Origin of the sequence: Streptomyces sp. NPDC087428, from assembly GCF_044744085.1 — a bacterium.
Taxonomy (GTDB): Bacteria; Actinomycetota; Actinomycetes; order Streptomycetales; family Streptomycetaceae; genus Streptomyces.
Window position 1 is genome coordinate 114,784 of sequence record NZ_JBIUXR010000008.1, and the last position, 12,430, is coordinate 127,213.

Annotated in this window: 7 protein-coding genes; 3 read left to right on the forward strand and 4 right to left on the reverse strand. The window is 72.0% G+C overall.

From position 1 onward, the window contains the following. Window positions 1-4 precede the first annotated feature (4 nt). The 3 genes from ACIO3R_RS18450 to ACIO3R_RS18460 form a co-directional block, all read right to left on the reverse strand. Window positions 5-2,386 (reverse strand): glycosyl hydrolase family 95 catalytic domain-containing protein, encoded by a 2,382-nt coding sequence (locus ACIO3R_RS18450; protein WP_402106773.1) that lies wholly within the window; start codon window positions 2,384-2,386, stop codon window positions 5-7. Between the two features lie 178 nt (window positions 2,387-2,564). Then, entirely contained in the window at window positions 2,565-3,047 is a 483-nt protein-coding gene (locus ACIO3R_RS18455) for a DUF456 domain-containing protein (protein WP_402106776.1), read from the reverse strand. 110 nt (window positions 3,048-3,157) lie between these two features. Next, window positions 3,158-4,147 carry a helix-turn-helix domain-containing protein gene (locus ACIO3R_RS18460; protein ID WP_385037519.1) on the reverse strand — a complete coding sequence of 330 codons (990 nt, stop codon included), beginning with the start codon at window positions 4,145-4,147 and terminating at the stop codon, window positions 3,158-3,160. A 210-nt stretch (window positions 4,148-4,357) separates the two neighbouring features. Between ACIO3R_RS18460 and ACIO3R_RS18465 the strand changes: the two genes are divergently transcribed. The 3 genes from ACIO3R_RS18465 (at window position 4,358) to ACIO3R_RS18475 (ending at window position 11,688) form a co-directional block, all read left to right on the forward strand. Further along, complete coding sequence (locus ACIO3R_RS18465; protein WP_402106778.1) at window positions 4,358-8,122, forward strand: S8 family serine peptidase; 3,765 nt, start codon at window positions 4,358-4,360, stop codon at window positions 8,120-8,122. A gap of 141 nt (window positions 8,123-8,263) precedes the next feature. Next, the gene (locus ACIO3R_RS18470; RefSeq protein WP_402106781.1) at window positions 8,264-9,832 is read left to right on the forward strand and encodes a protein phosphatase 2C domain-containing protein; all 1,569 of its coding nucleotides are present in this window, start codon (window positions 8,264-8,266) and stop codon (window positions 9,830-9,832) included. Between the two features lie 113 nt (window positions 9,833-9,945). Further along, complete coding sequence (locus ACIO3R_RS18475; RefSeq protein WP_385037527.1) at window positions 9,946-11,688, forward strand: pyruvate dehydrogenase; 1,743 nt, start codon at window positions 9,946-9,948, stop codon at window positions 11,686-11,688. 55 nt (window positions 11,689-11,743) lie between these two features. On the opposite strand, the gene ACIO3R_RS18480 is transcribed toward ACIO3R_RS18475, so the two are convergent. Next, window positions 11,744-12,346: an ALF repeat-containing protein gene (locus ACIO3R_RS18480; protein ID WP_402106784.1), complete on the reverse strand. Its 603-nt coding sequence runs from the start codon at window positions 12,344-12,346 to the stop codon at window positions 11,744-11,746. Window positions 12,347-12,430 lie beyond the last annotated feature (84 nt).

Below are 12,430 nucleotides of genomic sequence, written 5' to 3' on the forward strand. Positions count from 1 at the left end.
GCGGTCAGGCCGGCAGGCCCCAGCTGGGTGCCGGCTCGTTCGCGGTGACCGGGCGGACGGTCAGGTCCGGGCGGTCGCCCGCCGCGGTGATCAGGGCCGAGTCGCCCTTGCGGAGCGGGACGCGGACCGAACCGTCGGCCAGTTCCTCATGGCCCAGGGGGCGGCCGTGCCGGTCGCGGACCTCGATCGCGCCCTCGATGCCGTGCCGCACGACGCAGGGCGCGCCCGCCTCGCTCGTCAGACGCACCCAGCGGGTCCGGCCCCCTTCCCGTACCGCGCTGAGCAGGAAGGCGCCCTGTGTGCGGAAGTCATGGACGGTCAGCTCGCGCCAGGCGGCCGGCAGCGCGGGGAAGACCCTGATGGTGCCGCCCCAGGACTGGCAGACCATGTCGTGCAGCGACTGGGCCGCCGACAGCGGGGTCTCGATGACCGGGCCGGACTCCTTGTACATGGTGTTGGCCTGGATGAACCGGCTCATCAGCTGGCCGAGGTACTTGAGCGCGTCCTCGCCCTTGCCGAGCAGCGCCGACATGGAGGCCGCGCCGGTGAAGGTGTAGCCCTGGAGCGCGCCCTCGAAGCCGACCCAGTGGGCGAGGGACTTCTCGATCAGGGCGCGCTCGGCGTCGGTGGAGCCGTTGATCTCGTACAGCGGGTAGACCGCGAGCATGTGCGAGTAGTGGCGGTGGGACATCGCGAACGGCACCCCGGCGCCGATCATGAAGCCGTTCTCGTTCACCGGGTACGGGGCGAGCCTGGCCAGGACCTCTTCCCAGCGGGCGGTCAGCGGGTCGCGGACGCCCAGTTCCCGGGCCGAGTCGAGCAGGGTGCGGCAGCCCCAGCGCAGCAGCATCAGGTCGTAGTTGCAGTCGGGGGCGTTGACGCCGTACTCAGGGGAGAAGGTCGCCGGGAGGTGCAGCTTGCCGTCCGCGCCCGGGGCGAGGAAGTGCAGGTAGTAGTTGACGGCCTTGCGCAGCAGCGGGAACAGCGTGTCGCGCAGGATCGACCGGTCCATGGTGTGCCGGTAGGAGAGCCAGACGTTGTGCAGGGCCCAGGTCAGGTTGCCGACCTCGGGCGTGGGCGGGTCCTGGCCGGGGATGCCGACCCCGTATCCGCCGTCGGCGACGGCCGCGCCGTTGACCAGCTGCGGGTCGGTGGTCCGGGGGATGCCCGCCGAGTCCGCCCGGTAGGGGGCGGCGACCTCGCGGGAGAGCTGGTCGCGGAACTCGCTCAGGGCCCGGGTGACGGCGTCCAGCTCCAGGTGGTTGGAGCCGTGGATCAGCCAGTACTCCAGCTGGACGTTGAGGTTCCACCAGGTGTTGGGCCAGGGTGTGGGCTCCAGCCAGGGGCCCGAGGTGGCCATCACGGGTGCGTCCTTGCGCGCGGCCGACGCCGTTTTGTAGAGCTGGATCCAGTAGAACCGCTGGAGCCGGGCATCGGGCAGGGACAGGAAGCTCTTCCGGTAGAAGCGGTCCCACCAGAGGCGGTGCGGGGCGGCCAGCAGCGTGTACGGGAGGGCCGAGGCGACCGTGACGGTCCGCAGGGCGCGGTCGCGGGCGGTGTTCCTCGGGTGGGAGTGCGCGACGGTCGCGTACAGGGTGCGGCCGGCGCCGCGCGCCCGCTCGCGCCAGGCGGTGACGTGCTGTCCGCCGCCGAGCAGCGACTGCACGGCCGCGGAGGTGCCGCCGTGCTGCTCGACGACGGCCGGGGGATGGCCGGTGTAGCCGTCGGGCAGCGGCTTGAAGGCGGCCCGGGGGCTGATCGCCTCGGCCGGGTGGAAGACCCAGCGGAAGCCCTTCTCACCCGCGCTCGGGGTCACCTCGACGGCCAGGACGTCGCCGGTGGACTGGATGAAGGCGCGGAGCGTGAGGGTGCCGGCGGAGGTGGTGACCGTGCCCTGGAGTTCGGCCGTGCGCAGCCGCATCCGCCAGTCGATGCCCGTGATGGTGCCGGCCGGCTCCAGGGTGAAGTGGCCGATCGGGAGGCGGGCGAGGCCGAAGAGCGAGCCGTACTCGGGGCGGTGGTCCTGGACCTCGGAGTGCTGGACGTTGAACCGGATCGCCGTGGTCTCGGCGCCGGGCTCCGCGTAGATGCCGGAGCCGAGCCGGCCGTTGCCCAGGTACGGGCCCTCGTACCAGGTCTTCGGCAGCTTCTGCCAGTGCAGATCGGCGTCGTCGAGGACGGTGTTCCAGCTGTCGGCGGGGGAGTGCACCGCGACCGGGGCCGTCGCGGCCGCTGCCGGGGCGGCCGCCTGGGCGGGGACGGCCGCGCCGCCCACCACGAGGGCGCCGCCGAGCGCGGTCCCGGTGGCGAGGACGGTTCTGCGGGAGGGGGCGGGCGAGGGGGGATCGGTCCGGGGGGAGGAGGCGGGGTCCGGTGCTGTGGGCAAGGCATCTCCTGGCGGCTCGTACGCAGTCGGGCGCAGCAATTCATCCGAGCTATGTCCTCACGGAAGGTAGACTTGCGTTATCCGAGCGTCAATAGGGTGCGAGAGATCCGATGTGTTTCTCTCCATGTGATCGGACTCCGTCTACGTGAAGTCACGTGCCGGAGCGGTGCGCCCCGCGTCAGCGCAGGAGCAGCACGCCCAGCCATGCCCCTGTCACGAGCAGGCAGGCGAACAGTTCGACCAGCACGGAGTAGCCGGTGGCCCGCATCACCGAGCGGACCGAGGCCCACCCCGCCCCCCGGCTGCCCAGCCGCAGCCGCTCCGCCCCGTAGATCACGCCCACGTACCCGGCGATCGCGCCGACCACCGGGACGACGAAGAAGCCGGCGATCGCACCGAGCCCGCCGAGCGTCAGCGTCCTGCGCGGCACGCCCGACTCACGCGGGCGGCGCGGTGCGAGGAGCGGCTTCAGCGCCTGGTTCAGCAGCAGGAGGGCCGTGGCGCCGATCAGCACGGCCCAGGCGGCCGGGGTGTTGTCCGCCAGCGCCCACCACAGCACGGCGGCCCACACGATCGCCTGACCCGGCACACCGGGCACCAGCACACCGATCAGGCCGAGCAGGATGACCAGGCCGACGGCGACGAGCTGCCACACACTCATCTGACCAGCGTGCCGGAATCCCGCCGGTCCCGCCCGTCGTCGACACCCGGACACCGATACCGGAGCCGCGCCCGTCGGCGCAGCTCAGAGGGCGTACCGCCGGGGAATCCTCAGGCGCGCGGCTCGCGGGACACCCAGCCCCGCTCGTAGGCGTGCCACCCCAGCTGCAGCCGGGTCGACACCCCGGTCAGCTCCATCAGGCCCTTGACCCGGCGCTGCACGGTCCGCAGCCCCAGTTCCAGCTGTTTCGCCACACTGGCATCGGTCAGCCCGGCCAGCAGCAGCGAAAGAACCTCCAGATCCGTCGGATCGGGACCGCTCACGTCCTCCCGCAGCAGCCCGCTCTCGCCGAGCCGCAGCGGCATCGCCTCGCGCCACACCGCCTCGAAGAGCCCCATCAGCGACTCCAGCAGCCCGGACGCGTGCACGACCAGAGCCGCCGGCTCCGCGCCGCGGCCCGTCAGCGGAACCATCGCCAGCGACGCATCGGCGACGACCAGCTTCGTCGGCACCCGGTCCACGACCCGGCACCGCTCGTCACGGCTCAGCGCCGCCGACAGCTCCAGGATCCCCGACGGCAGCGCGAGCACCTCGCGCTCGACCACCACCCGGAACGTCACCCCACGCGTGGCGGCCTGCTCCTCGGACTCGTTGTCGAGACCGCTGACCGCGATCGGCTTCCCGGTGACCAGGGCGCACACCTCGCTCGTCGCGCCGAGCTGGAGCTGATGGAACCGGTGCGCCACCGCGCTCGCGCCGGTGACCACCTCGACCAGGTCGTGGACGGCGGGTTCCGCGGCGTCCACCCGGTACTCCTCGGCCAGCAGTACCGCCGCCAGCTCCGCCTGCTCCAGCTCATGGCGCTGCTGCGTCAGCAGCGCACCCAGCGCGACCCCCGGCGGCGCCGCCACCCACCGCCCCGTACGGGCCGACGACTGGGCGGCCAGACCGTGCTGCTCCAGCCGCCGCAGCGCCCGCTCGGTCTCCGGCTCAGGAAGCGCCAGCCGGTGCGCGAGATCGGAGAGCTCCGCGGCCCCCAGCGCCACGAGCGCGCGATAGGCCGATTCCTGTCTCTCGTCGAGACCTATGGCTCCCAGCATCCCCGGACCCCTCCCGGACGCAGTGCTTCCGTGTCATGTCGTGCTTCTCGGCCGACCAGCCGTGGCGGAAAGCGGCCACGGCGTAAACCCGCCTCGGCACATCATCGCTGCACTGCCCGCCCCTCTGCCAATGTGGCGCCACCGCAGCACCGACAACCTCCGGAACGTGGTGCTTTGTGCTGCCCGTTCCGGTTTCACTTGGGGAGAGCGATGCGTCCGATATCGCGTACGGCACTGGGAGCGGCCACCGCCGCCGTCCTGGCCGTCACGGTGATCGCGCCGTCCGTGGCAGCGCCACAGGGCGACACGGCCACGAAGAGACCGCTGACCGGCAGTGCGACGGCTGCCGCCGCACAGGGAAAGCCGGTCACCGTGACACTGGTCACGGGTGACAAGGTGCTGGTGAACACGGACAGTTCGGGGAACCCCTCGGCCACCGCGCTGGCCCGCGAGGACGGCACCCTCCCGCTCGTGCAGACCCGCCGCTCCGGCAAGGAGCTCTACGTCTACCCGGACTCCGCGGCCAAGGCGCTCGCCGCCGGCACCGTGGACGAGGAACTCTTCAACGTCACCGGGCTGATCCGGCAGGGCTACGACGACGCGCACACGGACTCCGTACCGCTCATCGCCACCTACGCCAAGGACACCTCCCGGTCCACGCCCGCCACCCCGCGCGGTGCCGAGCGCGGACTCGCCCTCCCGGTCATCGACGGGGTGGCGCTCAAGGCGGACAAGGAGAAGGCCGCCGGTTTCTGGGCGGACGTCACCAGCAGCCGTTCGCGCTCCGCCGCCGGGATGAAGAAGCTCTGGCTGGACCGCAAGGTCGAGGCGAGCCTCGACCGGTCCACCAAGCAGATCCGCGCCGACCTCGCCTGGGCGGCCGGCTACGACGGCAAGGGCACCAAGGTCGCCGTCCTGGACACCGGCGCCGACGCCGAACACCCCGACCTCAAGGGCCGGATCACCGCGTCGGAGAACTTCACCGACTCCGGCAGCACCGACGACCGCCAGGGCCACGGCACCCACACCCTGTCCACCGTGGGCGGCTCCGGCGCGGCCAGCGACGGCAAGCAGAAGGGCGTCGCCCCCGGCGCCGACCTGCTCGTCGGCAAGGTGCTCAACGACAGCGGCTCCGGCGACTCCTCCTGGATCATCGCGGGCATGCAGTGGGCCGTCGACCAGAAGGCCGACGTCGTCTCCATGAGCCTGGGCAGCTCCGCCCCGACCGACTGCACCGACCCGATGAGCCTGGCCGCCGAGGAGTTCGGCAAGAGCGAGGACACCCTGTTCGTCATCGCGGCGGGCAACGCGGGCCCCACCCTCAACACCGTCTCCTCGCCCGGCTGCGCGCCCAGCGTCCTGACCGTCGGCGCGGTCGACCGGGACGACTCCACCGCCCAGTTCTCCAGCCGCGGGCCGACGATCGGCTCGCACACCCTCAAGCCCGAGATCACCGCCCCGGGCGTCGGTATCTCCGCGGCCGCCGCGGGCGGACGCGGTGTCTACGCGTACCAGACGATGTCCGGTACCTCGATGGCCACCCCGCATGTCGCGGGCGCCGCCGCCATCGTCAAGGAACGCCACCCGGAGTGGACCGCACAGCAGGTCAAGGCGGCCCTCGTGTCGTCCGCGAAGAGCGACATCCCCGGTGACGTACGCGAGACCGGCGGCGGCCGGCTCGACGTCAAGGCGGCCATCGACACGACCGTGACCGGCGCGCCCGCCGTCCAGGGCGGCACCTTCAACTGGCCCCAGGACAAGAGCGACCGCACCACCGTCCAGGTGCCGTACACCAACACGGGCACCAAGCCGGTGAAGCTGGCGCTCACGGTGCGGGGCGTCACGGGCAACAACGGCTCGGCCGTCCGCTCGTCCGTCGCCGAACTCGGCTCGAAGAGCGTCACCGTGCCCGCCGGCGGGACCGTCCAGGTGCCGCTGAAGCTCGATCCGGCCGCGAAGCTCCAGGCCGCGCAGTACGGCGACGTCACCGGCCGGGTGCTGGCCACCGCGCCCGGCGGGGTGAAGGTCTCCACCCCGTTCTCGCTGTACGTCCAGGCCGAGACCGTCACCCTGCGCGTCAAGCTGATCGACGCGAACGGCGAGCCCGCCGCCGGTTCCTCGTCGCTCGATGTGGTCGGCACCGACACCTCCACCGGCACCCGACGGTTCAACAACGGCTCGGCCGACCAGGTGTACCAGGTGCGCCCCGGCGCCTACTTCGTCTCCAGCTTCGTCGTCTCGGCCGACCCCGAGGACGCCACCGGCACCCTCGCCAAGTCGGTCGGCTACCTCGCCAGGCCGCAGCTGAACGTCACCAAGGACACCACGCTGGTGCTCGACGCCCGCAAGGCGCACCGGCTCAAGCTGAAGACCGAGGACCGGGCCACGGAGACCCGCAGCGCGACCCTGGCCTTCGGCCGCACCTGGGAGGGCGACTGGCTGCACTCCGGCTCCATCTCCGGCGGCCGGATCATCCAGGACTACCTGGTCGACGTCCAGGGCAAGGCCAAGGACGGCACCTTCGAGTTCGACAGCTTCTGGCGGGCGTACGCCCCGCTCATCGAGAAGCTCTCGGTGACCGGTGGCGGAGTGCTCCACCCGGTGTCCGCCTCCACCGGCTCCGTCAACCTCGATGGCACGGGCCGGGCCGAGGTCGTCGACGCGGGCACCGGAACGCCCGCCGAGCTGGCGGCCGCCGGGGTGTCCGGCAAGATCGCCCTCGTCCGGGTGCCCGACACCGGCGCCGTCCTCACGCAGGCACGGAACGCCAAGGCGGCCGGAGCCGTGGCGCTCGTCGCCCACCGGCCGTCCGCCGGTTCCTGGCTGCCGTCCGTCGGCTACGGCACGGCCCCGCTGCCCACGCTCGGCCTGCGGGCCGACGAGGCGGCCTCCCTCGCCGCCCGGATCGCCTCGGGCCCGGTGAAGCTGGACTGGAAGGCCACCGCGGTCAGCCCGTTCATCTACACCCTCTCCTTCCCGGAGACCACCCTCACATCGGACCGCACCTACAAGGTCAAGGACTCGAAGCTCGGCAGGACCGACGCCACATACGAATCGATGGGCGTCCGGGCCGACTACCTCGACTCGATGGTCGCCTCCAGGCCGTACGGCGCCGCGTACCTGCTCGGGGGCGTCGACACCGTTCTCTCTCCCGGGAAGCGCACCGAGTACTACTCGGCAGGTGACACCGCCTGGCAGCACTCGCTTTCCTCCAGTTTCCCGTGGGGCGAGACGATGATGGACAAGCTCCGTACCTACAAGGCCGGTTCGAAGCGCACGGAGGACTGGTACCGGGGCGTCCTCGTCCCGTCCGCGCCCCGCGACGACCAGGGCGTGGAGCAGCTCGCCGCCGAACGCCAGGACAACCGGATCGGGGTGGCCCCGGGCTTCTGGAGCGACAGTGAGCACCTCGGCCTCCAGGGCTCCTTCGGTGACCTGGGCGGCATACGGCTGACCAGTGGCTCCACGGTGATCGGCCAGTCCGCCTGGCCGTACGGGGTGTTCACCGTCCCGGCGCAGGACGCCGCGTACGAGCTCACCATGACGACCTTGAAATCGGGCTCGCCCGCCGCCGTGTGGAAGCGTTCCACCGCCACCGAGACCACCTGGAAGTTCCGTTCGCACCGGGACGAGAACGTCTACTCGCAGGGCATCCCGCTGCTCTTCCCCGGCTACGACCTGCCGTCGGACGGCATGAAGACCCTGGCCGCCGAGGACGGTCAGCAGATCGGGCTCAGCGTCACGGGCCACGCCGGTTACAGGCCCGGCAAGCTCACGGCCGCCGAGGTGTCGTACTCGTACGACGCCGGGAAGACCTGGATCTCGGCCACCACCGCCCAGCGGGGCGGCAGTTGGACCGCGACCGTGAACCACGCGGACGCGGCCGGAAAGCCGGTCACCCTGCGGACCGAACTGACGGACGCCAACGGCAACTCCGTCGTCCAGACCGTGACCAACGCGTACGCCGTGCGCTGACGCACGGTCACCCGACCGGTCCGCCGGGCGTCCTTCCCGTGGGGGGTGGGGCCGCCCGGCGGACCCTTTTCCGTGGGGTGCTCTCACCACATTTTCGGGATGATCCGTTTTGCGACGGCCCCCGCGGTGGACAATATGGGCATGAGTCAGCAGGGGGAGAGGCCCGCCGCCCACGAGGACGACTGGTGGCGCAGGCTGTACGACGAATCCGCCCCGGACACCGGGGCGAGCCAGGCGGCCGACAGTCTCGACGACCGCTTCGACTCGGCGTCGGACGCCGTGGGGCCCGACGGCCGTGACGCGCACCGGGCCGCCGCGCCGGTGCCCGAGCCACGGGCCGCGCCACCGGAGGCCGGCCGGACAGCGCAGGCCCCACCCGTGCCGCCTCCGACGCCACCGCCCTCGCCGCCACCGTCGCGCGAGGAGCCCGTACGCGCTCCCTGGGAGCCCCCGGCCGGCCCACCCGGGCCCCGCACCTTCGCCGCGCCGGTGCCCGTGCCGGCCCCGGCACCCATACCCGTCCCGGCGCCCGAGGCCGTGGCGCCCGAGCCCCCTGCCGCACCCGAACCCCCACCCGCCGATCCCCGCATCGCCCCGCCGCTGCCCACACGGCCGGTCGTCGAGCGGAACGGGATCGAGCGGCCGGACGAGAACGAGCGGCCGGACGCGGAGCTCCCCGCGCCCACCGCCCCGGACCACACCGCCCCCGCCGCCGGGACCCCGGCATCGCGCCCCGCGTCCTACGTGGGTGCCAGGCCGCCCACGTACGACGCGGAGCCCACCGCGCTGCCCGCCACCGACCCGCGCGAGATCCACGCACTCGTCGCCGACACCGTGCTCGACGGCGCCACCTACGGGACGTACACCCTGCGGGCCGCCTCCGTGCGCGGCGACTCCGCACGGTTCCGCGGCGAGCCCCGGCGCGACGCGCTGCTCACCGTGCGCTTCGGCACCGCAGAGAGCGCCCTCGTCCTGGTCGCCGTCGCGGGCGGCGCCCGCACCGCCGAAGGTGTGCACCCGGCCGCCGCCGATGCGTGCCGCTGGATCGGCGAGGCCGTCGGACGCAGCCATCTCCGGCTCTCCGAGGACATACGGGCGGGCCGCCGCGGCGAACTCAAATCGGGTCTGCACCGGCTCGCCGACCGCAGCTACGGCAAGCTCCGCGCCCGCGCCGCCGAACTCGGGCTCGAACCCCACGAGTACACCTCGGGTCTGCGCTGCCTCCTGCTGTCCGCCGACCCCGACTGCCGCACCCGGGTCTTCTTCGGCGTCGGCGGCGGAGGGCTCTTCCGGCTGCGGGACGGCAGCTGGCAGGACCTCGAACCCGAGGTTCCGCACCCCGGCGAACTCACCGGGGAGGGCGTGGTCGGCTTCGGCTCCGCGTCCCCCGAGAGCGGGCCCGACGGCGAGCGGCTGACCATGGACCTGGGGATCACCACCGCCCCGCCCCCGTACATCGAGAGCCCGGTCCCGCCGCCCGCCGAACCGTTCCGGTTCCGGGCCTCCGTCGCCCGGCCGGGCGACACCCTGCTGCTGTGCAGCAACGGTCTGGCGGACCCGCTGCGCGACGAACCGGCGCTGGCCGACGAGCTCGCCGACCGCTGGTCACCCGGCCCGGCACCGGGCCTCACGGAGTTCCTCGCGGACACCCGGCTCAGGGTCAAGGGGTACGCCGACGACCGGACGGCGGTCGGCGTCTGGGAGGCGTAACCGCGCGCGCCGTGGGTTGATGGACTCCGGAGAACCGGTCCGGCCGAGGTTTCGTGCCCCGGAGTCCGGACAGCCGAACGTGCACGGAGCCCAGGCAGAGGGAGTACGCACCCATGGCCAAGCAGAACGTGTCGGAGCAGTTCGTCGACATCCTCGCCCGCGCGGGCGTCAAGCGCCTGTACGGGGTCGTCGGCGACAGCCTCAACCCGGTCGTCGACGCCATCCGCCGGCACTCGGGCATGGACTGGATCCAGGTCAGACACGAGGAGACGGCAGCCTTCGCCGCCGGTGCGGAGGCGCAGATCACCGGCACGCTGGCGGCCTGCGCCGGATCGTGCGGACCCGGCAATCTCCACCTCATCAACGGCCTCTACGACGCACACCGCTCCATGGCACCCGTGCTCGCGCTCGCCTCGCACATCCCGTCGAGCGAGATCGGCCTCGGGTACTTCCAGGAGACCCATCCGGAGCTGCTCTTCCAGGAGTGCAGCCACTACAACGAGATGATCTCCAACCCGCAGCAGATGCCGAGGCTCCTCCAGACGGCCATCCAGCACGCGATCGGCCGGGGCGGCGTCAGCGTCGTCTCGATGCCGGGCGACATCGCCTCGCAGGCCGCACCCGAGAAGTCGATCGAACACGCCATGGTCACCTCACGGCCCACCGTGCGGCCGGGCGACGCCGAGATCGAGAAGCTCTGCCGGATGGTCGACGAGGCCAAACGGGTGACGCTGTTCTGCGGCAGCGGGACGGCGGGCGCACACGCCGAGGTGATGGAGTTCGCCGAGCGGGTGAAGTCCCCCGTCGGGCACGCGCTGCGCGGCAAGGAGTGGATCCAGTACGACAACCCGTACGACGTCGGCATGAGCGGCCTGCTCGGCTACGGCGCCGCCTACGAGGCCACCAACGAGTGCGATCTGCTGATCCTGCTCGGCACGGACTTCCCGTACAACGCCTTCCTCCCCACCGATGTGAAGATCGTCCAGGTCGATGTGCGGCCCGAGCACCTGGGCCGCCGCTCCAAGCTCGATCTGGCGGTCTGGGGCGACGTCCGCGAGACGCTGCGCTGTCTGACCCCGCGGGTGAAGGCGAAGACCGACCGCAAGTTCCTCGACCGGATGCTCAAGAAGCACGCCGACGCCCTGGAGGGCGTGATCAAGGCGTACACCCGCAAGGTCGACAAGCACGTGCCGATCCACCCGGAGTACGTGGCCTCGGTGCTGGACGAACTCGCCGACGAGGACGCGGTGTTCACCGTCGACACCGGCATGTGCAACGTCTGGGCGGCCCGCTACCTGTCACCCAACGGGAAACGCCGGGTCATTGGATCCTTCACCCACGGCTCGATGGCCAACGCGCTGCCGCAGGCCATCGGCGCGCAGTTCACGGACCGGAACCGGCAGGTCGTCTCGATGTCCGGGGACGGCGGATTCACCATGCTGATGGGGGACTTCCTGACCCTCGTCCAGTACGACCTGCCGGTGAAGGTCGTACTGTTCAACAACTCCGCGCTGGGCATGGTCGAACTGGAGATGCTGGTGGCGGGACTCCCGTCGTTCGGGACGACCAACAAGAACCCGGACTTCGCGGCCATCGCCCGAGCCTCGGGCGCGTACGGCGTACGTGTCGAGAAGCCCAAGCAGCTCGAAAGCGCCCTCAAGGACGCCTTCAGGCACAAGGGCCCGGCCCTCGTCGACGTCGTCACCGACCCCAACGCGCTCTCCATCCCGCCGAAGATCAGCGCGGACATGGTGACCGGATTCGCACTCTCCGCCAGCAAGATCGTGCTGGACGGCGGAGTGGGCCGGATGGTCCAGATGGCCCGCTCCAACCTCCGGAACGTGCCCCGTCCCTGAGGCACCACGACCGCAGCGGCCGGGCCCGCGAGACCCCGGCCGCTGTGGTGGAGTCCTACGCGTCCACCTCGAACCGGCCGTACTCCAGGAAGTACCGCAGCTCCTCCGGGGTGCCGTCGATCGCGCGCTCGGCCGCCGCCCGGAGCGCGCCGCTGATGCCCGGATCGGCGAGGATACGGGCGACGGCGACCCGGTCGTCCTCGGCCTGGGCGAGGCGGTAGCCGGTTTCCAGGAAGGTGCGGAGTTCTTCCGGGGTGCCGCTGTCGAGAAGCGCGCTGACCTCGCGGATGACGCGTTTGCCGCTGTCCGGGTCGGCGAGGAGACGGGTGATGGCTACCCGGTCGTCCTCGGCCTGGGCCAGGCGGTACCCGGTCTCCAGGAACGCGCGCATGTCCTCCACCGTGCCGTCGAGGGCCTCGTTCGCCTCCCGGATGACCCGCTTGCCGCTGTCCTCGTCCGCCAGGATGCGGAGGATCGCGACACGGAGGTCGTCCTCCGACATGTCGCCCGCCGGTGTACCGGAGCCGTCCGGGCCCGTCGGCGCCGCCACGGTGGTGGACGCGGAGGGGGCACCGGCGGCGAACGCCGGCGTGGTCAGCAGAAGGGCCGGGGCCAGGGCGCCGGCGGCGACGGCAAGAGCGGCACGGGTCAGTCTCATACGGGTGGACCTGCCTTCGGGACGCGGTGATGATCGGGGCGCCGGTGGACGCGCACGCCCACCGGCGCCCCGATCATGACCCGT

Bases quoted from the DNA above. Each gene is read 5' to 3' on its own strand.
- ACIO3R_RS18480 (WP_402106784.1), bottom strand. From the start codon at position 12,346: ATGAGACTGACCCGTGCCGCTCTTGCCGTCGCCGCCGGCGCCCTGGCC.
- ACIO3R_RS18465 (WP_402106778.1), top strand. From the start codon at position 4,358: ATGCGTCCGATATCGCGTACGGCACTGGGAGCGGCCACCGCCGCCGTC.
- ACIO3R_RS18460 (WP_385037519.1), bottom strand. From the start codon at position 4,147: ATGCTGGGAGCCATAGGTCTCGACGAGAGACAGGAATCGGCCTATCGC.
- ACIO3R_RS18470 (WP_402106781.1), top strand. From the start codon at position 8,264: ATGAGTCAGCAGGGGGAGAGGCCCGCCGCCCACGAGGACGACTGGTGG.
- ACIO3R_RS18475 (WP_385037527.1), top strand. From the start codon at position 9,946: ATGGCCAAGCAGAACGTGTCGGAGCAGTTCGTCGACATCCTCGCCCGC.
- ACIO3R_RS18455 (WP_402106776.1), bottom strand. From the start codon at position 3,047: ATGAGTGTGTGGCAGCTCGTCGCCGTCGGCCTGGTCATCCTGCTCGGC.